This is a genomic window from Micromonospora sp. KC606 (assembly GCF_004348675.1).
Classification (GTDB): domain Bacteria; phylum Actinomycetota; class Actinomycetes; order Mycobacteriales; family Micromonosporaceae; genus Micromonospora.
Map to the genome: position 1 here is coordinate 1 of NZ_SMKN01000090.1, position 22,433 is coordinate 22,433.

General features: G+C 75.7%; 7 protein-coding genes. All 7 read right to left on the reverse strand.

The window, feature by feature from the left end; all coding sequences use genetic code 11:
• Positions 1-15,281, reverse strand: a 15,281-nt coding sequence (locus E1193_RS17905; RefSeq protein ID WP_132184342.1) for a type I polyketide synthase, incomplete at its 3' end; no start/stop codon positions are given.
• Positions 15,282-15,310: 29 nt separating this feature from the next.
• Entirely contained in the window at positions 15,311-16,507 is a 1,197-nt protein-coding gene (locus tag E1193_RS17910; protein ID WP_132184343.1) for a cytochrome P450, read from the reverse strand.
• Positions 16,507-17,757 carry a methylaspartate mutase gene (locus tag E1193_RS17915; RefSeq protein WP_132184344.1) on the reverse strand — a complete coding sequence of 417 codons (1,251 nt, stop codon included), beginning with the start codon at positions 17,755-17,757 and terminating at the stop codon, positions 16,507-16,509. Before E1193_RS17915 ends, E1193_RS17910 begins: the two co-directional genes overlap by 1 nt.
• Positions 17,754-18,224, reverse strand: coding sequence for a cobalamin-dependent protein (locus E1193_RS17920; protein WP_132184345.1), 471 nt, complete (start codon positions 18,222-18,224; stop codon positions 17,754-17,756). Before E1193_RS17920 ends, E1193_RS17915 begins: the two co-directional genes overlap by 4 nt.
• Positions 18,221-19,456 carry a type III PLP-dependent enzyme gene (locus E1193_RS17925; protein WP_132184346.1) on the reverse strand — a complete coding sequence of 412 codons (1,236 nt, stop codon included), beginning with the start codon at positions 19,454-19,456 and terminating at the stop codon, positions 18,221-18,223. Before E1193_RS17925 ends, E1193_RS17920 begins: the two co-directional genes overlap by 4 nt.
• Positions 19,453-20,886 (reverse strand): AMP-binding protein, encoded by a 1,434-nt coding sequence (locus E1193_RS17930; protein ID WP_243707756.1) that lies wholly within the window; start codon positions 20,884-20,886, stop codon positions 19,453-19,455. Before E1193_RS17930 ends, E1193_RS17925 begins: the two co-directional genes overlap by 4 nt.
• Before the next feature lie 145 nt (positions 20,887-21,031).
• On the reverse strand, positions 21,032-22,433 hold a 1,402-nt coding region (locus E1193_RS17935; protein WP_132184348.1), incomplete at its 5' end, for an AMP-binding protein.

Genomic DNA, 22,433 nt, shown 5'->3' on the forward strand with positions numbered 1-22,433 from the left:
CCCCAGGCGAGCGATGTGGCGGGCAGGCCGGCCGCCCGGCGGTGCTCGGCCAGCGCGTCGAGGAAGGTGTTCGCCGCCGCGTAGTTGCCCTGCCCGGCGGCCAGCACCAGACCACCGGCCGAGGAGAACAGCACGAACGCCGCCAGGCCCAGATCCCTGGTCAGCTCGTGCAGGTGCCAGGCGCCGTCCACCTTCGGCCGAAGCACCGCGTCGACCTGCTCCCCGGTCAGCGCGTCCAGCACGCCACCGGCCATCAGACCGGCCGCGTGCACCACGGCGGTCAGCGGCCGGTCCGGCGGGATCCGATCGAGCAGGCCGGCCAGCTGGTCCCGGTCGGCCACGTCACACGCCTCGATCGCCACCTCGGCACCCAGCCCGGCCAGCTCGGCGGCCAGCTCCGCGGCTTCCGGAGTGTCCGGGCCGCGCCGGCCGAGCAGCAGCAGGTGCCGTACCCCGTGCCGAGTCACCAGGTGCCGGGCGAGCAGGCCGCCCAGCAGGCCGGCGCCTCCGACGATCAGGACGGTACCGTCGGGTTGCCAGGCCGGCGCGCGGTCCACTGTGGTCACGGGATCGAGCCGGGGTACCCGGACCGCGCCGTCGCGGATCACCGACTCGGGTTCGCCGGCGGCCACCACGGCCGGTATCGCGCGGTACGACTCGGCGGTCCCGTCCACGTCGACCAGCGCCAGCCGGCCGGGGTGCTCCGCCTGGGCCGCGCGGACCAGCCCCCACAGCGGCGCCTGGGTCAGCTCGGGGCCGCCCGCCGCAGCCACCGCGCCCCGGGTCACCACCACGAGGGTGGTGGCGGCGAACCGCGGCTCGGCGAGCCAGCGACGCAGGTCGGCGAGCGTCCGGTGGACCGCCGCCCGCACCCCGCCCGGCACGTCGCCGGGCACCGGCCGGTGCGGGCAGAGCAGCACCAGCACGTCCGGCTCGCCGGGTACCGCGTCCAGGTCCGGGTGGACCGGTACCCCCAGCCCCGGGTCGGTGTCGCCGCACACCGCCCAGCCGGCCAGCTCGGTGCGGGCCGGCCCGGACGGCAGGGGTCGCCAGTCGATCCGCAGCAGGCCCTCGGGTACCGGTGGCGCGGCGCCCGGAAGCTGCCCGGCGTGCACCGGCCGGGTCACGATCGAGTCCACCGCGCCGACTCCCGCCCCGGTCGTGTCGGCCAGCGTCAGCGCCACCGCCCCGGCGCCGACCCGCCGGGCCCGTACCCGCAACGCGGTCAGCCCGGCGGCGGGCAACCGTACCCCCGTCCAGGCGAACGGGATGGTCGCCTCGGTAAGCGCCCCCGGCCCACCGGGCACCAGGAAGTCCATACTGCCCAGCGCGGCGTCCAGCAGGGCCGGGTGCAGGCCGTAGTGGGTCGCCTCGGCAGTGGCCCGGTCCGGCAGGGCGACCTCGGCGAACACCTCGTCCTCGCCGCGCCAGACCCGGCGCAGGCCCTGGAAGGTCTCGCCGTAGCCGAAGCCCAGGCCGGCCAGGTGCCCGTACAACCCGGTCAGGTCGACCGGCTCGGCACCGGCCGGCGGCCACTCCACCAGCCCCGGCAGCTCGCCGGTAGCGCCCGCGGTGGCCGGGAGCAGGGTGCCGGCCGCGTGCCGGGTCCACCCGGTCGCCGGTCCCGCCGCGGCAGGACCGGAGGCGGCCCCGGAAGCGGGCCGGGAGTGCACCGACACCGCCCGGCGCCCGGCCTCGTCCGGCCCGACCACCATCCGGACGGTCACCGCGCCGCCCTCGGGCAGCACAAGCGGCCGCTGCTGGCTCAGCTCCTCCAGCACCGGGCAGGCGACGTGTTCACCGGCCCGGAGGGCCAGCTCGACGAAGGCGGTGCCGGGCAGCACCACCCGGCCGAGGATCCGGTGGTCGGCCAGCCAGGGCTGCCGGTCCACGGACAGCACGCCGGTCAGCACCACCCCACCCGGGTCGGGCAGCTCGACCACCGCGCCGAGCAGCGGGTGCCCGGCCGCGTCCAGACCGGCCGAGGTCAGGTCGCCGGTGGACGGGGTGGGATCCAGCCAGTACCGCCGGCGCTGGAACGGGTAGGTGTGCAGGGCCACCCGGCGGGCGCCGCGCCCGGCGAAGAGGCCGGCCCAGTCCACCGCGGCGCCACCGACGTGCAGCTGCGCCACCGCCCCGACCAGGCAGGCGGCCTCGTCCCGGCCCCGGCGCTGGGTCGCGACCGCGCTGGCCGCGTCGCCGAGGCCCTCCCGCACCATCGGGGTCAGCACGGCGTCCGGTCCGACCTCGATGAACCGGGTAACCCCGGCCGCGGCCAGGCCGTGCACCGCGTCGGCGAAGCGGACCGCCTGGCGCACCTGCCGAACCCAGTACTCCGCAGTGCACAGCTGCGCCGCCCCGGCGGCGGTGCCGGTGACCGTGGAGACCAGCGGCAGGGCCGGCTCCCGGTAGGTCAGCCGCTCGGCGACCGCCCGGAATTCGGCCAGCATCGGCTCCATCCGGAACGAGTGGAACGCGTGCGAGACGCGCAGCCGCCGGGTCACCCGGAACCGCCCCGCCACCCGCTCAACCGCCTCGGAGTCGCCGGACACCACCACCGAGCCGGGGGCGTTGACCGCGGCGATGTCCACCCCCTCGTCGAGCGCCGCCCGTACCTCGTCCTCCGGCGCGGCGATCGCCACCATCGCGCCGCCGGCCGGCAGCTCCTGCATCAACCGGCCCCGCGCGGACACCAGCGCGCAGGCGTCCGGCAGGGACCACACCCCGGCGACGTGCGCCGCGGCCAGCTCGCCGATGGAGTGCCCGGCGAGCAGGTGCGGCGCGACCCCCCAGGACTCCAGCAGCCGGTACAGTGCCACCTCGATCGCGAACAGCGCGGGCTGGGCGTATCCGGTCCGCTCCAGCAGGTCGGCGTCGCCCCAGATGACGTCCCGCAGCGGCCGGTCGAGCTCCCGGTCCAGCAGGGCGCAGGCCGCGTCCAGCGCCCCGGCGAAGACCGGGAAGGCCCGGTGGAGCTCCCGCCCCATGCCGAGCCGCTGGGCACCCTGGCCGGCGAACAGGTAGGCGGTCAGGCCGCCGGGCCGGGCCACGCCCCGACGGATGCCCTCCGGGTGTTCCGGCGCGGTGCCGGCGGCGAGTTCGGACAGGCCGGCCAGGGCCGCCTCCCGGTCGCTCGCCAGCACCACCGCCCGGTGGTCGAACGCCGCCCGGGTGGTAGCCAGCGTGAAGCCGAGGTCCAGCAGGTCGGTATCGGAATCGGCGCGGAGCCGGTCGACCAGCCGGGCCGCCTGGTCCCGCAGGGCCGGAGCGCTGGCGCCGCCGACCGGCAGGGGGATCACCGGCAGCGCCGGCCCGGGACGTTCCCCGGCCGGCGCCGGCACCGGCGGGGCCTCCTCGATGATGGCGTGCACGTTGGTGCCGCTGATCCCGAACGAGGAGATCCCGGCCCGGCGCGGATGCCCGTCCCCCGGCCACGGGCGCGGCTCGGTGAGCAGCGCCACGCTCCCCGCCGACCAGTCCACGTGCGGTGACGGCGCGTCCACGTGCAGGCTGCGCGGCAGCAGGCCGTGCCGCAGGGCGAGCACCAGTTTGATGACGCCCGCCACGCCGCCGGCCGCCTGGGTGTGACCCAGGTTTGACTTGACCGAGCCGACCAGGAGCGGGCGCCCGTCCGGGCGGTCCTGCCCGTACGTGGCGAGCAGCGCCTGCGCCTCGATCGGGTCGCCCAGTCGGGTACCCGAGCCGTGCGCCTCCACAGCGTCCACATCGGAGGACGAGAGTCCGGCGGCGGCCAGCGCGGCCCGGATCACCCGCTCCTGGGAGGGTCCGTTCGGCGCGGTCAGCCCGTTCGAGGCGCCGTCCTGGTTGACCGCGCTGCCCCGGACCAGGGCCAGCACCTCGTGCCCGTGCCGCCGGGCGTCGGAGAGCCGCTCCAGCAGCACCAGACCCACCCCCTCGGCCCAGCCGACGCCGTCGGCCGCCGCGGCGAACGACTTGCACCGGCCGTCCGGCGAGAGCACGCCCTGCCGGCTGGAGTCCACGAAGGTGTCTAGTGTGGACATCACGGTTACCCCGCCGGCCAGCGCGAGCGCGCACTCGCCGTTGCGCAGCGCCTGGCTCGCCAGGTGCAGGGCGACCAGGGAGGAGGAGCAGGCGGTGTCTACCGTCATCGACGGCCCTTCGAGACCGAGCACATAGGAGACCCGGCCCGAGACCACCGCGCCGGAGCTGCCGTTGGCCAGGTACGGCACGAACTCCGACGAGGCGTCCTTGACCCGGCTGGCGTAGTCGTCGTACATCAACCCGGCGAACACCCCGGTCTGGCTGCCGCGCAGCGCCGTCGGGTCGATCCCGGCCCGCTCCACCGCCTCCCACGCCACCTCCAGCAGGAGCCGCTGCTGCGGGTCCATGGCGGTCGCCTCGCGCGGACCGATGCCGAAGAACCCGGGGTCGAACAGGGCCGCGTCGTGCAGGAAGCCCCCGGACCGGGTGTACGACTTGCCGGGCCGGCCGGGTCGGGGATCGTAGCGCCCGGCGATGTCCCAGCCGCGGTCGGCCGGGAAGTCGCTGACCGCGTCGACGCCGTCCACCAGCAGCCGCCACAGGTCCTCGGGCGACGCGACACCGCCGGGGTAGCGGCAGGCCATGCCGACGATCGCGATCGGCTCGTCGGTCCCGGCCCGGGCCGGGCGGGGGGCCGGCGCCGGCCCGGGGGCGGATCCGAGCAGGCGCCGCTCGAGGAAGGCGGCGGCGGCCCGCGCGGTCGGGTGGTCGAACACCAGGGTGGCCGGCAGCGTGAGCCCGGTGGCACCGCCGAGCAGGTTGCGCAGCTCCACCGCGGCGAGCGAGTCGAAGCCGAGGTCCTTGAACGCCCGCCCCTCGTCGACCTCGGCGGGATCGGCGTAGCCGAGAACCGTGGCGACGTGGGTGCGGACGAGGTCCACCAGGAGCCGGTCCCGCTCGGCCGCACCGAGCCCGGCCAGTTGCCGGGCGAGCGCCGGCTCGTCGCCGGCCTGGGTGGCTGCCCGGCGGGGCCGGCGGGGCCGGCCCGGCACCAGGCCACGCAGCAGGGCCGGCAGCTCGTCCGTCCGGTTACGCAACGCGACCGGGTCCAGCCGCAGCGGGGCGAGTACCGGCTCGTCGCCACACAGCGCCGCGTCGAACAGCCGCAGTCCATCCGGCACGGCGAGCGCCGGCAGCCCGAGCCGAGCCATCCGGTGCAGGTCCGCCGCGCCCAGCTCACCGCCGAGGCCGGTGTTCTCCGCCCACAGGCCCCAGGCGAGCGATGTGGCGGGCAGGCCGGCCGCCCGGCGGTGCTCGGCCAGCGCGTCGAGGAAGGTGTTCGCCGCCGCGTAGTTGCCCTGCCCGGCGGCCAGCACCAGACCACCGGCCGAGGAGAACAGCACGAACGCCGCCAGGCCCAGATCCCTGGTCAGCTCGTGCAGGTGCCAGGCGCCGTCCACCTTCGGCCGAAGCACCGCGTCGACCTGCTCCCCGGTCAGCGCGTCCAGCATCGCGGCGTCGGCGGTGCCCGCGGCGTGCACCACGGCGGTCAGCGGCCGGTCCGGCGGGATCCGGTCGAGCAGGCCGGCCAGCTGGTCCCGGTCGGCCACGTCACACGCCTCGATCGCCACCTCGGCACCCAGCCCGGCCAGCTCGGCGGCCAGCTCCGCGGCTTCCGGAGTGTCCGGGCCGCGCCGGCCGAGCAGCAGCAGGTGCCGTACCCCGTGCGCGGTGACCAGGTGCCGGGCGACCAGCCGGCCGAGGCCGCCGGTACCGCCGGTGACCAGGACGGTGCCCGCACCCCAGGGCGCGCCGGTAGCCCCGGCGGGTGACGCCGGACGGACCAGCCGGGGTACCAGCACCGCGCCGTCCCGGATCGCGGCCTCGGTCTCGCCGGCGGCCAGGATGGCGGGCAGCAGCGGGTCGCCGGACGGGTCGGCGGCGACCAGGGTGAGCCGGCCGGGGTGCTCGGCCTGCGCGGCCCGGACCAGACCCCAGGCCGCCGCCTGGGCCAGGTCGTCCGGGCCGGTGGTCACCACCAGCCGGGTGCCGGCGTACTGGGGGTCGGCCAGGAGGCCGCGCAGCATGGCCAGCAGCCCGGTGGTGATCGCGCGGACCCGCTCCGGGGTGTCCCCGGTGGCCGGCGGGCAGCGCAGCACCAGCACGTCCGGCGGGTCGGCGGGCGGCGCGGCGCCACCCTCGGCGACCGCCCAGCCGACCGGCAGCGCCGGTGCGGGCGGCGGGACGGCCAGCGGCTGCCAGCGGATCGCGAACAGCTCACCAGCGGTGCCGGAGGCCGGCTGCGGCGCGGCGGCCGGGCGGGACACCAGCGAGGCGACCGAGGCGACCGGGCGACCGGTACCGTCCATCAGCTCCATCGTGGACACCTCGGCGCCGTCCAGCCGGGTGATCCGCACCCGCAGCTGGCTGGCGCCGGTGGCGTGCAGGGACACCCCGGTCCAGACGAACGGCAGCAGGGTTGGGCCGGCCACGTCGTCCAGCAGATCGGCGTGCATGGCGGCGTCCAGCAGCGCGGGGTGCAGGCCGAACCGGTCGGCCGCGCCGGCCACCTCGGCCGGCAGCGCCACCTCAGCGTAGATCTCCACCCCCCGGCGCCAGGCGGCGCGCAGCCCCTGGAACGCCGGGCCGTAGTCGTATCCCCGGTCGAACAGCCGCTGGTACGCCCCGTCCACGTCGAGCGGCACCGCACCCGGCGGCGGCCACTGCGCGAGGTCCGCGGGCGGGTCGGGGACGGCGCCGCCTAGCAGGCCGCTGGCGTGGTGCATCCAGGGCTGGTCGGCGCCCGCATCCTCGGCCCGGGCGTACACCGCGAGCGGGCGCCGGCCGGCCTCGTCCGCACCCACCACCACGTGCAGCGCCACCCCGCCCCGCTCGGGCAGCACCAGCGGCGCGGCCAGGGTGAGCTCCTCAATCCGGGGGTACCCGACCTGCTCGCCGGCGCGCAGCGCGAGTTCGAGGAAGCCGGTACCGGGCAACAACACCGCGCCGTTGACCACGTGGTCGGCCAGCCACGGCTGGGCCTGCGCGGACAGCCGGCCGGTCAGCACCACCGAGTCCGAGGCGGGCAGCGCGACGACCGCGCCGAGCATCGGGTGCCCGGCGGGCAGCTGGCCCACCCCGGTCACGTCGCCCGAGGCGGTGGCGGACAGCCAGAAGTGCCGGCGCTGGAACGGGTACGTGGGCAGATCCACCCGGGCCGGCCCGGGCCCCAGCAGCGCCGCCCAGTCGACGGCGACCCCGTCCACGTGCAGCTGGCCGAGCGCGGTCAGCGCCGCCACCGGCTCGGCCCGGTCCCGGCGGCAGGCCGCGGTGAACCGGGCCTCGGTGCCAGCCGGCAGGCAGTGCGGGGCGAGCACGGTGAGCACCGCGTCCGGCCCGACCTCGAGGAAGCTCGTGACGCCCTGCTCGGCGAGCGCCCGGACCGCGTCGGCGAACCGGACCGTGTCGCGGACCTGCCGCACCCAGTGCTCCGGCGAGCAGAGCCGATCCGCGGTGGCCAGCTGCCCGGTCACCGTGGACACCACCGGGATCAGCGGCGGCCGGTACGCCAGCCCAGCCGCGACCGCCCGGAACTCGGCGAGCATCGGCTCCATCAGCGCGGAGTGGAATGCGTCGCCGACCGGCAGCCGGTGCGCCTGCCCGCCCCGCGCACGGATCAGCCCGGCCAGCTCCAGCACCTCGTCCTCGGCGCCGGAGAGCACTACGGCCGCCGGGCCGTTCACCGCCGCGATCGCCACCGCCGGCCGACCGCCGAGCAGGTCACGGACCTCCTTCTCGGTCGCGGTCACCGCCACCATGGCGCCCGGCCGGTGGGCCAGCTCGTGCATCAGCCGGGCCCGGGCGGCCACCAGCGTCGCCGCGTCCGGCAGCGACAGCACGCCGGCGACGTGCGCCGCGGTCAGCTCGCCGATCGAGTGACCGGCCACCAGCTCCGGCCGTACCCCCCAGGACTCGAACAGCCGGAACAGAGCCACCTCGACCGCGAACAGCGCACACTGGGTGTAGCGGGTCTGGTCGAGCGGGCCGGCCGCGCCGAACACCACGTCGCGCAGCGGCGGGCCGTCCGCCGGCCCGGCGGCGTCCAGCGCCGCGGTCACCTCGTCGAAGGCCCGGGCGAACACCGGGAACGCGGCGTACAGCTCGCCGCCCATGCCGGCCCGCTGGGCGCCCTGTCCGGAGAAGATCATCGCGAGCCGGCCCTCGGCGGCGGTACCACGCAGCGTGCCGGCCGCCGGTTCGCCGGCGGCGATGGCGGCCAGTCCTCGCCGCAGCCCGTCCGGGTCTCCGGCGATGACGGCGGCCCGATGGTCGAGCGCCGCCCGGGAGGTGGCCAGGGCGTGCGCGACGTCGGCGAGCGGCACCTCGTCGCGGTCGGCGAGGAACGAGGCCAGGCGACCGGCCTGCGCCCGCAGACCGGCGGCGCTGGCCGCGGCGAGCAGGAACGGCAGGTGCGCCGGCGCCGCCACGACCGGCCCGCCGGGTGCCGGTGCAGCGGGCGGCGCTTCCTCCAGGATCACGTGGGCGTTGGTGCCGCTGATCCCGAACGAGGAGACCCCGGACCGGCGCGGATGCCCGAGCACCGGCCAGGAACGGGCCTCGGCGAGCAGTTCGACCGCGCCGGCCGACCAGTCCACGTGCGGCGACGGCGCGTCCACGTGCAGGGTGCGCGGCAGCACCTGGTGCCGCATCGCGAGCACCATCTTGATCACACCGGCCACCCCGGCCGCCGCCTGGGTGTGTCCCAGGTTCGATTTCACCGAGCCCAGCCACAGTGGATGGTCCCGACCCTGGCCGTACGTGGCCAGCAGCGCCTGGGCCTCGATCGGGTCGCCGAGCGTCGTGGCCGTTCCGTGTCCCTCCACCGCGTCCACCTCGGCCGCGCGCAGCCCGGCACCGGCCAGCGCCTGCTGGATGACGCGCTGCTGGGACGCCCCGTTCGGCGCGGTCAGGCCGTTGCTGGCCCCGTCGTGGTTGACCGCGGAGCCGCGGACCAGGGCCAGCACCGGGTGGCCGTGGCGGAGGGCGTCGGAAAGCTTCTCCACCACCAGGACGCCGACGCCCTCCCCCCAGCCGGTGCCGTCCGCGCCGGCCGCGAACGACCGGCACCGGCCGTCGGCGGAAAGCCCGCGCTGGCGGCTGAAGTCCACGAACGTGTCCGGAGTGGACATCACGGTGACGCCGCCGACCAGGGCCAGGCCGCACTCCCGGTGCCGCAGTGCCTGGACCGCCAGGTGCAGGGCGACCAGCGAGGAGGAGCAGGCGGTGTCCACGGTGACCGCCGGCCCCTCCAGTCCCAGCAGGTAGGAGACCCGGCCGGAGACGACACTGGCCAGGCTGCCGTTGCCGAGGTACCCGGCCACCTCCTCGGAGACCGCGCCCAGCCGGGTGGCCCAGTCGTGGTACATCACCCCGGCGAAGACCCCGGTGCGGGTTCCCCGCAGCGAGCCGGGGTCGATCCGGGACCGCTCCAGCGCCTCCCAGGACACCTCCAGCAGCAGCCGCTGCTGCGGGTCCATGGCCTGCGCCTCCCGCGGACCGATGCCGAAGAAGTCGGCGTCGAACTCGGCTGCGTCGTGCAGGAAGCCGCCGTGCCGCACGTAACTGCGGCCGGGCTGGCCCGGCTCCGGGTCGAAGATCGCCTCGACGTCCCAGCCGCGGTCCGCCGGGAACGGGGTGATCGCGTCGACCCCGTCGGCCAGCAGCCGCCACAGGTCCTCCGGCGACCCGACACCGCCCGGGTACCGGCACCCCATCCCGACGATCGCGATCGGCTCGTCCGCGTCCGTGGTGGTGGCGCCGCCCGTGCCGGACGGCTCGGCACCGGCGGCGGAGCCGGTACCGCCGGCGGAGCCCGCCAGGCCGGCCAGGATGTGCTGGGCCACCGCGCGCGGCGTCGGCTGGTCGAAGACCAGCGTGGCCGGCAGCCGGAGCCCGGTCGCCGAGTCGAGGGCGTTGCGCAGCTCGATCGCGGCGAGCGAGTCGAAGCCCAGCTCGCTGAACGGCCGGCGCGGGTCGATCGCGTCCCGCCCGGGGTGGCCGAGCACCGCGGCCACCTGGGTCCGGACCAGGTCGAGCACGGCCCGGCCGCGGTCCGCCTCGGCCAGGTTGCGCAGCCGCCCGGCCAGGTCGGGCCCGGTCAGGGCCGGGGACGGGCTGGCCGGCGCGCCCGCCGGTCGGGCCGGTACCAGCTCGCGCAGCAGCGCCGGCACCCCGTCCTGGCGGGTCCGCAGCGCCGCGGTGTCCAGGCGTACCGGAACCAGGGCCGGTTCCGTGCAGCGCAGCGCGGCGTCGAGGGCGTCGAGGCTCTCCTCCGGGGTCATCGGCGCCACCCCGAGCCGGTCGATCCGGTGCCGGTCGGCCGGGGCCAGCTCGCCGCCCATGCCCTGCGACCCGGACCACAGCCCCCAGGCCAGCGCGAGCCCGGGCAGGCCGAGCGCGTGCCGGTACCCGGCCAGTGCGTCCAGGAACGTGTTGCCGGCCGCGTAGTTGCCCTGCCCGGCGCCGTCGAGCAGGCCGGCCGACGAGGAGAACAGCACGAACGCCGCGAGGTCCAGGTGCCGGGTCAGCTCGTGCAGGTGCCAGGCGGCGTCCAGCTTGGCGCGTAGCGCGGTGTCCAGCTGCGCCGGGGTGAGCGCACCGATCATGCCGTTGTCGAGCGCTCCGGCCGCGTGCACCACCGCGGTCAGCGGGTGGTCGTCGGGCACCTCGGCGAGCAGCGCGACCAGCGCGGCCGGATCGGCCACGTCGCAGGCCACCACCCGGGCCGTCGCGCCCAGCCCGGCCAGCTCGGCAACCAGCTCGGCGGCGCCCGGGGCGGCCGGACCGCTCCGGCTGGCCAGCAGCAGCCGGGACACCCCGTGGGCGGTGGCCAGGTGCCGAGCGACCAGCCGACCCAGCCCACCGGTACCGCCGGTGACCAGCACCGTGCCCGCGGGATCCCAGTCCGCCGGCTGTTCGGCCGGGCGTACCCGGGCCAGCCTTGGAGCCAGCAGCACCCCGCCGTCCAGCCGCAGCTCCGGCTCGCCGACGGACAGTGCGGCGCGCAGCAGGCACGTGTTCAGCGCCGCCTCGTCCAGGTCGAGCAGGACGAACCGGCCCGGGTGCTCGGCCTGCGCGGAGCGCACCAGGCCCGGCACCGGGGCGCCGGCCAGCCCGGCCAGGTCCGCCGGGCCGGTGACCCCCCGGGTGACGACGACCAGCCGGGATCCGGTGAACCGGGCGTCGGCGAGCCACTCCTGGACCACGCCGAGCAGCCGGTGAACCGCCGCCCGCGCCGCCGGCACCAGCCCCTGGGCGGGGTCCGGCCAGACCGGGACCACCACGGTGTCCGGGACCCCGGCCGCGGCCAGCGCCGCCAGGTCCGGAAAGGTCGGCGCGTCCAGCCCGATCGGATCCGGCCCGAGCACCGCCAGCACCCCGGACGGCTCGCCCGCCGCGTCCACCGCGTCGACCGGCCGCCACTGCACCCGCAGCAGCGGCCGGTCCCGGCCGGCCCGCAGCGCCTCGGCGGGCACCGGCCGGGAGCGCAGCGACGCGACCGAGGCCACCGGCGCGCCGGACGGGTCGGCCAGGGCCAGCGCTGTCCCACCGTCGGGGGCCGGCGAGATCCGCACGCGCAGCCGGGTGCCGCAGGCCGCGAACCGGCGCACCCCGGTCCAGGCGAACGGCAGGTGCAGCGAGCCCGGCTCGGCCTCCGCCGGGGTGTCGATCGCGTGCAGCACCGCGTCCAGCAGCGCGGGGTGCGGGTCAAAGCCGTCGGCTACGGCGGTGGCCGGCAACTCCACCTCGGCGAGGGTGTCCGCGCCGCGCCGCCAGACCGCGCGCAGACCCCGGAACGCCGGGCCGTAGCCGTAGCCCTCGGCGGCCAGCCGGGGATACAGGTCGTCCATCGGGACCGGCCGCGCACCCTCGGGCGGCCAGGTGACCAGCTCGACCGGGGTCACCCCGGCGGCCGGGGCCAGTCGCCCGGCGGCGTGACGGGTCCAGGTCGCGGCCACCGACTCGGCCTCCGACCGGGAGTAGAACTCGATCGTCCGGCGCCCGTCGTCGCCCGCCGCCCCAACCACTACCTGTATCGCGATCCCGCCCTGCGGGGCCAGTACCAGCGGGGTGTGCACGGTCAGCTCCTCCACGCACCCGCCGCCGGAGTGCTCCGCGGCGCGCAACGCCATCTCCACGAACGCGGTACCGGGCAGCACGATCTCACCGGCGATGGTGTGGTCGGCCAGCCAGGGCTGGGCGGCGACGGACACCCGGCCGGTCAGCACCAGGCCGTCCGAGTCGGCGACTCCGACCACCGCAGGCAGCAGCGGGTGCGCCGACGCCACCTGGCCGAGGGCGCCCGGGTCGGCGGACCGGGCCGGCGGGCTGAGCCAGAAATGGCTGCCCTGGAAGGGGTAGGTGGGCAGGTCGATGCGGCGATAGGACTGTCCACTGTAAAAGGCTGGCCAGCTTACCGGTCCGCCCCGGGCGAACACCGTCGCCAACGCGGCCAGCAGCGTCGCCCCGCCGGTGCCCCGCCGCATGGTCGGGGCGACCGCGATCTCGTCCCCGGCCAGCCCGTCCCGGACCAGCCCGGTGAGCACCTGATCCGGGCCCAGCTCCAGGCAGGTGCGCACGCCGAGGTCGGCCAGCGCCCGTACTCCGTCGGCGAAGCGCACCGGCTGGCGCACCTGGCGCACCCAGTACTCCGGGGTGCCCAGCTCCTCGGCGGTGGCCGGCCGGCCGGTCACGTTGCTGATCACCGGGAGCCGTGGCGGCGCGTAGCTCACCGCCCGCAGGACCCGGCGGTAGTCGGCCAGCATCGGTTCCATCAGCGACGAGTGGAACGCGTGCGAGACACGCAGCCGCCGGCCCCCGCCGAACACGGCGGCGACCCGGTCCACCTCGTCCCGCGGGCCGGAGACCACGACCGAGCGCGGGCCGTTCACCGCGGCGATGTCGACGCCGCCGGCCAGCCGGGCGCGTACCTCCGGCTCGGTGGCGGTCACCGCGACCATGGCGCCGCCGGCCGGCAAGGCCTGCATCAGGCTGGCCCGGGCGGCGACCACCAGGCAGGCGTCGGCGAGCGACCAGACCCCGGCGACGTGGGCCGCGACCAGCTCGCCGATCGAGTGACCGAGCAGCGCTTCGGGCACCACGCCCCAGGACTCAATCAGCCGGTACAGCGCCACCTCGACCGCGAAGATCGCGCACTGGGCGTACCCGGTCTGGTCCAGCGTCGCGGCGTCGTTGCCCCACAGCGCGTCGCGCAGCGGCCGATCCAGGTGAACGTCCAGGTGGTCAAGCGTCTCGTCCAGGGCCTCGGCGTACACCGGGAAGTCTCGGTAGAGGTCCCGCCCCATCCCCGGCCGCTGGGCGCCCTGGCCGGTGAAGAGCGCGGCCACCCCGCCGGGCGCGACGCTGTCCACAATGGCTCCGGCGCCCTCGGCCACAACCGCCAGGCCGGCCCGCGCCTGCGCCGGATCGCGGGCCACCACCACGGCCCGGTGCTCCAGCGCGGCCCGCTCGGTGGCCAGGGCGTGGCCGAGGTCGGGCAGCGCGGCCCGGTCCAGCATCGGCAGCAGCCGGCGAGCCTGGTCCCGCAGCGCCGCCGCCGACCGGGCGGAGAGCACCAGCGGTACGGCCACCGGCGGCGCATCGGGGGTATCGGTCGTGGTCGTGGTCGGATCCGGGTCCTCGACCGCCTCCAGGATCAGGTGCGCGTTGGTGCCGCTGACCCCGAACGAGGAGACCCCGGCCCGACGCGGGCGCTCGGTCCGCGGCCAGTCCCGCGCCTCGGTCAGGAGTTGGACCGAGCCGTCCGCCCAGTCCACGTCCGGGGTCGGCTGGTCGACGTGCAGGGTCCGGGGCAGCACCGCGTGGCGCAGCGCCATAATCGTCTTGATCATGCCGGCCGCGCCGGCGGCCGCCTGGGTGTGCCCGATGTTCGACTTGACCGAGCCCAGCCAGAGGACCCGCTCGGCCTCCCGGCCGTACGTGGCCAGCAGCGCACCCGCCTCGATCGGGTCGCCCAGCCGGGTACCGGTGCCGTGCGCTTCCACCGCGTCCACGTCGCCGGGGCACAGCCGGGCATCGGCCAGGGCCCGCCGGATCAGCCGCTGCTGGGCCAGCCCGCTCGGCGCGGTCAACCCGTTCGAGGCGCCGTCCGAGTTGATCGCGGTACCCCGGATCACGGCGAGCACGCGGTGCCCGTGGCGTACCGCGTCGGAGAGCCGTTCCAACACGAACAGCCCGACGCCCTCGCCGAACCCGGTGCCGTCGGCCGCCGCCGCGAACGCCTTGCACAGCCCGTCCGGAGCCAGCCCGCGCTGCCGGCTGAACGCGGTGAACGTGCCCGGCCCGGCCATCACCGCCACCCCGCCGGCCAGCGCCAGCGGGCACTCGCCGCGGCGTAGCGCCTGTACCGCCAGGTGCACCGCGACCAGCGAGCCCGAGCAGGCGGTGTCAACGGTGAGCGTCGGTCCCTCCAGCCCGAACACGTACGCGACCCGGCCGGAGATCACGCTCGGCGCGTTGCCGGTCAGCAGGTAGCCGTCCAGCGAGCCGGGCGCCTCGGGCAGCCGGGGACCGTACTCCTGCGCCTCCGCCCCGATGAACACGCCGGTCGGGGTGCCGCGCAGCGCCGTGGGATCGATCGCCGCGCGCTCCAGCGCCTCCCAGGCGGTCTCCAGCACCAGCCGCTGCTGGGGGTCCATGGCCGAGGCTTCCCGGGGCGCGATGCCGAAGAACTCGGCATCGAAGTGGGCGGCGTCCGGCAGGAACCCGCCGACCCGTACGTAGCTGCTGCCCGGCCGGTCCGGGTCCGGATCGTAGAGCCCTTCCAGGTCCCAGCCCCGATCGGTGGGGAACCCGGTCTGCACGTGCCGGCCGTCGGCAACCAGCCGCCAGAGGTCTTCTGCGGAGCGGATCCCGCCCGGGTACCGGCAGCCGATCCCGATGACCGCCACCGGCTCCGCCACGTCCCCGACCGCCGGCTCGGCCGGCACCCCGGCGTCGCCGTCCTGCGCACCGCCCAGCCGCGCGCACAGGTACCCGGCCAGCTGCGCCGGCGTGGGGTGGTCGAACGTGACGGTGACCGGCAGGTCCAAGCCGGTCTCGGCGACCAGCCGGGCGTGCAGCTCCACCGTGGCCAGCGAGTCCAGGCCCAGGTCGCGGAACGGCACGGCCGGGTCCACCGGCTCGACCGGTACCGGCATGATCTCGCGAAGCACGGCGGTGGTGTGCTCCTGGACCAGCCGGTGCAGCAGGCGCTCCCGCTCGGCGGCGGTCAATTCGGCGAACGCGGCCTCGTCCATCGCGCCACTCCCATCGTCGTTCGCGGTCATCACCAGGTGACCGGCAGCCGGGCGGGGCCGCGCACGATCACGCCGTACTTCCACCGCACCCCGGCCCGCCCCTCGGCCAGCCGCAGCCCGGGCAGCCGGGTGAGCAGTTCGGTTAGCGCCTCCTGCAGCTCCAACCGGGCCAGTTGGGCGCCGATGCAGTGGTGCGGCCCGTGCCCGAAGGCCAGGTGCGGGTTGTTGCGACGGGTCAGGTCGATGCGCTCGGGATCGGCGAAGACCTCCGGGTCCCGGTTGCCGGCGGCCAGGGCGGGCAGCACCGGGTCACCGGCGCGGACCACCACGTCGCCGAACGGGACGTCGGCCAGCGCGTAGCGGGCGAACATCGCGGCCGTGTTGATCGGGACGAAGCGCAGCAGCTCCTCCACCGCGGTCGGCATCAGCTCCGGCGAGCCGCGCAGCAGTTCGAGCTGCTCCGGGTGGGTGAGCAGGGTGAACACGAAGCTCGGCAGGCCCGAGGAGACCGTCTCCACGCCGCCGGTGAGCAGCCCGGGCCCGGCGATCGAGATCAGCTCGTCCTCGGACAGCTTGTCACCGTTGTCCCGGGCCCGCACCAGCGCGCCCAACAGGTCGTCGGTGGGCTCCCGGCGGCGCTGCGCGACCAGCCCGGCGATGTAGTCGCCGAGCGCGTCGCCGAGCTCGAAGAACACCTCGCGCTTGGCGGTCGCGTCGTCGGTCAGGCCCTCGGTCCACTCCCGGAAGATCTGGTGGTCGGCGAAGGGCACCCCCAGCAGGTCACAGATCACCGAGACGGGCAGCGGGCGGGCGAACTCCTCCACCAGGTCGGCCGGCGGCCCCTTTGCCACCATCGCGTCGACCAGGCGGCGGGCCCGGTTCCGCACGTCGGCCCGCATCGCCTCCACCCGCCGCGCCGTGAACGCCTTGCCGACCAGCCGGCGCAGCCGGGTGTGGTCCGGCGGGTCCATGCCCATGATGCCGTCGCCGTCCAGCTGCCGGCGCAGCCTCGGCTGGTCCAGTCCCTGGGCGATGGCCCTACTGAACCGCGGGTCGGTCAGTACCACCTTCACGTCCGCGTACCGGGTGGCCAGCCAGGCCGGTTCGCCGTACGGCAACTGGACCCGGCTCATCGGCTCGTCCCGGCGCAGCGTCGCGTACAGCGGCGAGCTGTCGGTCTCGTGCATCTCGAACGGGTAGTCGCGGATCGGGCCGCCGGAGACCATCAGACCTCCTCCAGATGGGGTGCGTCGAAGGTGCGCTGCACGTAGGAGAGGGCGCACAGCAGCTCGGTTGAGCCGACCGGGTCCTGGCGGCGCAGTTCCGCCAGGCCGCCGAGGGGCAGGTTGCCCAACCGGGTCCAGCGCAGGGTGCCGTCCTCGTCCAGGTGGCTGCGGCTGCGCCCGGCGTTGTCCGGGTGTATGCAGTAGGGCACGTCCAGCAGCCCGCGCCGGAACGCCAGAACGATCGCCCGCCCGAGGTCGGGGGCGCCGTCCAGCACCGCGTCGACGATCGCCCGCGCCTCCCGGTAGACCTGGCCCCCGGACCCTGCGGTGTCCGCCGGGCGGGGGATGGCCCGGGCGGTCGCCGCGGCGTGCTCCAGGGCGGCCACGTTCTCCGCGATCGTAGGGATGCGGTACGCCTCGGCGACCGTCTTGACGATCAGCCGCTGGGCGCCGCCGGCGACCGCGAGCCGCACCGCACTGGCGAACAGCCGGCGCGCGCCGGCCGGGGTGCGCGGTGCCAGGCCCATGTAGGCGTACACCACCACGTGGGTGTCCGCACCGGGCAGCAGCTCCGCGCAGAGCCGGCGCAGCGCGGTCACCGCCTCCAGGTCCTGGGCCGGGTTGGTCTGCTGGGCGTAGCTGACCGAGATGGACCGCAGCCCCATCCGGTGGAAGAACAGCGCCTCCAGCACGCTGATCGCGACCAGTTCGCTCGGCGGGCAGAGCTGGCCCAGCATGCAGCCCCCGAACGTCTCCAGGTGCGGCTCCACCCCGTCCTGGCGGGTGGTCAGCAGCAGCTCGCAGGCGGCCGCCCAGTTCGCCACCGACTCGGCCAGCGGGGTCCGGCCGTAGGGCAGGCAGTAGGACACCGGGCCGCCCTCGGTGGCGTGCAGGCCGGCCCGGATCAGCGCTGCGAAGATGTCCAGCGGCCGGGCGGACCCGTGGCGTACCTGCACCGGGAAGTCCTCGGCCAGCACCCCGTCCAGCACCGCCTGGGTGGTGCCCGGCGGGTGGTTGACGATCGGGTACCCGTTGAGCGCGAGCCCCTGGCCCAGCGCGTGTCCCGCGGCGTCCAGGTCTCCGACCCGGGTGTAGCTGTCCAGTGTGATGGTGCCCACCGTGGCGGCGTCCACGCGCCGGGTGGCGAGCAGGCCGGCGCGCATCACGGTTGGATCGGCGAAGCCCATCCGGGGCTGCACCACCAGCGCGCCCCGGGCGTGCCGCCAGCGGACGAACTCCCCGAAGTTCACGGCCGGCCCACGGCGACCCGGGCGGCCACGAACCGCCGGAACGACTCGATCGCGTCGGGCCGGTCGTCGTAGACCGCGTCGAAGCCGGCGTCCCGCAGTTCGGCCACCCGCTCGGCCCGGTGCTCGCCGGAGACCCCCAGCTTGCCGCCCAGCACGATGGGCGTGCCGGCCAGCCCGGCGGCGCCGCGCAGCTGCCCGATCACGCGCAGCCCGTCCTGGTAGCCGTGGCCGTTGACGCTGCTGAGCACGACCAGCGCGGGCCGGCGGATCCGGCACTGCTCGACCAGCAGCAGGTCCGGTACGCACGGGCCCAGGTTGGTCACCTCGAAGCCCAGTTCCTCGACCAGCAGCTGGAGGAAGATCAAATTCCAGGTGTGCGCGTCCGAGGCCATGCTGCTGACCACCGCGGTCGGGCGGCCGTCGCGGGCCGCTGCGGGCTGCGGGTCGAGCCGCGCGGTCGAGGTCACGACGGTGCTCCCTTCGACAGCGGTACCCGGCGCGGCTCCAGCCGGGAGACCGACACCACCGCGCCGTTGCGGACCGTCACCTCGGCCGGAGCCGGGCGGCTCAGGAAGCCGAGCAGGCTGGCGGTGATCCCGTACGCGCCGACGTTCGGTATCCGCACCAAGTCCCCGGCGGCGAGGACCGGCACCTGGACATCCCGGCCAAGCAGATCCCCGGGAGTACACAGTGGGCCGACCAGGCTGGCCTGCTCGGTGGCGCCGACGCCGTCCAGGCACACCGCCATCGGCAGCAGCCGGCCCAGGCCGGAGAGCCCGCCGATCGCGTTGATCCCGGCGTCCACGATCACGTAGGTCTGGCCCCGGCCCCGCTTGACGTTCACCACCCCGCACAGCAACGTCCCGCACCCGGCGACCAGGTAGCGGCCGGATTCGCAGGCCAGCCGGGGAGTTCCGGTACGCCACCGGGGCAGGTGCAGGTCGAGCAGCCGCTCCAGCTCGGCCCGTAGCTTCGGGTAGCGCACCGGGGCACCCGGCACCGCGTACGGCGCGGCGAACCCGCCGCCCAGGTCCAGCAGTTCCAACGGCAGGCCGGGATCGACGGCCAGGCCGGCCGCCAGCTCGACCACCCGCTCGAACTCGGCGAGCAGGTCGGACTCGTCGCCGGCGTTGCTCATCGTGAAGAAGTGCGCGCCGACCAGCCGGGCACCGCGGGTCGCGCGCAGCTCGGGCATCAGGGCCGGCAGGCTCTCCAGGTCCAGGCCGAACTGGGACGGCCGGCCCATCATCCGGATGCCGGTGGCGGCCCCGGCCGACGTGCAGTTGATCCGCAGCAAGCACTCGGCCACCGCGCCGTGCCGCTCCGCGACCGCGCCAATGCGCCGCAGATCGGTCGGTGACTCGGCGGAGAACAGCCGGACCCCGCGGGCGATCGCGACGGCCAGCTCGGTGTCCGTCTTGCCCGGCCCGGTGTAAAGGCACTCCCCCGCGGCGTACCCGGCGGCGAGCGCGGCGTCCAGCTCACCGGTCGAGCTGATCTCGGCGCGGCAGGCCGGTCCGGACCCGTCCCGCAGCGCGCCAGCCACCTCCGGGTGCGGGTTGGCCTTCACCGCGTAGAAGAGATCGAATCCGCCGGGCAGGGCGGCGAACAACCGGTCCCGGGCCTCGGCCACCCGATCCAGGTCATAGACGTAGAGCGGGGTACCGAATCGCTCGGCCAGCTCGTCGACGCCGGTCATCGGGCCGCCCTCGCCCGCAGTTCCCGGGTGGCGTTCTTGCCATGCGCGGTGAGCGGCACCTCGTCCACCACGTGGCACACCGCCGGTACCTTCGCCGGCTCCAGCCGCTGGGCCAGTTCGCGCAGCACGGCGTGCGGCGCCAGGTCGGCCTCGACGTAGACGGTCAGGTCCAGCCCGCCGGCCGGCGGCACCGCCGCAGCGGCGCGTACTCCGGGAATGTCCATCGCGGCCGCCTCTATCTCGAGGGTGCTCATCCGGATGCCCTTGCGCTTGAACATGTCGTCGGCCCGCCCGGTGAAGTAGAGGAACCCGTCCGCGTCCAGGTGCCCGTAGTCACCGGTGTGCAGCCGCCGCGCGCCGGTGGCCTGATCGTGCCGGAAGGTGCGCGCGGTCAGCTCCGGGTCGCCCCAGTAGCCGGGCATCACGTGCGGGCCGGACACCACGATCTCGCCGATCTGGCCGGGCGGCAGCGGCCGGCCCTCGGGGTCGAGGATCGCCACGGTGGTGCCGGGCAGCGGCCGGCCGACCGCGGCCGGCCGCACGCCGTCCAGCTCCGGCGGCATGATGGCGATTCGCTTGCACTCGGTCTGGCCGAACTGGCGGACCACCCGGGCTCCGGGGAACGCGGCGCGCAGCTGGGCGATGGTGGTCGCGGACAGCGCGGCGCCGGTGTTGGTGAACATCCGCACGGTGTTCCCGGCCGGGGCGGCGGCCTGCCGATCCGCGTGGGTGAGGATCATCGTGGCCAGCGACGGCACGATCGGCACCACGGTCGCGCCCACCTGGCGCATCCGGGCCAGCAGCACCGGATCCGCCTCGGCGCCGGCGAACACCAGCTCGGCGCGACCCAGGCAGCACAGCAGCACTTTGTAGAGCCCATAGTCCCAGGACATGGGGAACCGGCAGAAGACCACGTCGTCGCCGCGGTAGCCGAGCACCGCCTGAATCGCCCGGGACGCGAAGGTGAGCTGCGCGTGCGGCCCGATGACGCCCTTCGGGGTGGCGGTGCTGCCGGAGGTGTACATCAGCACCGCGACGTCGTTCGGAGCGACCGGGACCGGATCCGCGCGGCCGGCCGAGCGGAGCCGGCACACCTGCGTCCACACCTCCGCCGCCTCGGCCTCGGGCAGAAACATCCGGGGCTGCGCGCCGGCCAGCACGGAGCGCAGCTGGAACGGCTTCATCGCGGGATTCAACGGAACGAACACCGCGCCCCGGCGGGACACCCCGAAGAACATCGCGACCAGTTCCCGGGTCGTCGGCCACTGCACCGCGACCCGGTCGCCCGGCCGCACGCCCCGGGCGTCCAGCCAGGCGGCGACCGTGTGGCTCCACTCATCCAGTTCGGCGTAGGACCACACGCCGGCGGCGTCGCGTACCGCGGGGGATCCGGCCGCGGCGGCGACCGCGGCGTCCAGCAGGCAGTGCACTGTCGACTCGTCCGACAAAGGCTTCAACAGGTCCAACGCAACGCTCCCGAGCAGGCCCGCAAGCGGGAGAAGACCGGTGACTTCGGCAAGCTACCGTGACGGCCGACGGGCGCCACACCCCTACTACGCGCCCACTACGCGCCCCCTATGCCGCGTCGGACCCGGTACCGGCCAACAGCTCCCGGGCCCGTTCGACCAGGCGTTGCCGGTCGACTTTCCGGTTGGCGGTTAACGGGAACTCGGCCAGATGCCGGTAGTGCCGGGGAATCACCCCGTCCGGCAGCAGTCGCCGCAGCCGGCGTACCAGATCCACCACCGGCACGGGGGTGCCGGTGTAGAACGCGAACAGCTGGGTGCTGGCCGGCCCCGGGACGCCGACCGCGACCGCGTCGTGCGCGCCGCAGGCCCGCAGCGCGTGCTCCACCTCGGCCAGCTCCACCCGCTGGCCCTGGACCTGCACCTGGAAGTCCCGCCGGCCGAGATAGAGCAGCTGGTCCGCGGCGACCCGGCGGACCCGGTCACCGGTGCGGTAGAAGCGCCGCCCGGCCCGGTGCAGGAACCGGCCCGCCTCGTCGGCCGGATCGAGGTAACCGGCGGCCAGCTGCGGACCAGCGACACACAGCTCGCCTTCCCGATCGTTCGGCTCGCCGTCGCCGTCCTCGTCGTCGCCGAGCAGGAAATGGTCGTGGCCCTCGTGCAGAAGACCGATCGGCACCACCCCGTTGACCGCAAGCCGCTCGGAGTCGGCGCCGGCCCAGCGGTGCACGGCGACCGTGATGGTGAGTTCGGTCGGTCCGTACAGGTTCTCTACCGTGGAGTTGGGCGCGGCGCGTTGCCAGTCGGCGGCGTTGCGGCACTGCAACGCCTCGCCGGCGAAGAAGCTCCAACGCAGCCCGGGCAGCGCGGCCGGGGTGAGTCCACCCATCCGGCGGACCAGGTCGATCGCGCTCGGCGTGGAGAACCAGACGGTGACGCCAGCCTCGGTCAGGAACGCGGGGAGTTCGCGGTAGGCCGGCGCGGGTACCGCCACCGCGGTGGCGCCGGCGCCCCAGGCGGAGAACAGATCGAACAGCGCGCAGTCGAAGTTGAGCTCGAAGGTCTGCGAGAACACGTCCTGCGGGCCGAAGTCGTAGCGCGCGTCCAGTTGCCGGAAGTAGTGTGCGGTGTTCCCGTGGGTGATCCGCACTCCCTTCGGCCGGCCGGTCGATCCCGACGTGAACAGGGTGTACGCGACGTCGTCCGGCCGGACCGGCACCGGCCGGTCGAGGGCGTCTGCCGCGGCCGACCCGATCAGCGCCCGGTGCCGGCTCCGGGCCAGATCCGGGGCCAGGACCGCGGTCAGGGACCGCTCGTCGAGCAGCTCCGGCAGCAGCCGGTACCCGGACTCGTCGACGATCAGCGCACCGACCCTGGCCGCGGCCAGCAGTTGCCGGGTACGCGCCGGCGGGAAGTCCGGCCGCAGCGGCACCACGGTGGCCCCGGCGTACAGCGCGGCGAGCGTACCCACATATCCGGTCACCCCCTTTTCGGCGAGTACCCCCACCGCC

What these genes read in the sequence shown, in the direction of transcription:
- E1193_RS17925 (WP_132184346.1), bottom strand. Translation starts at nt 19,456, where the DNA reads ATGACCGGCGTCGACGAGCTGGCCGAGCGATTCGGTACCCCGCTCTAC.
- E1193_RS17910 (WP_132184343.1), bottom strand. Translation starts at nt 16,507, where the DNA reads ATGGTCTCCGGCGGCCCGATCCGCGACTACCCGTTCGAGATGCACGAG.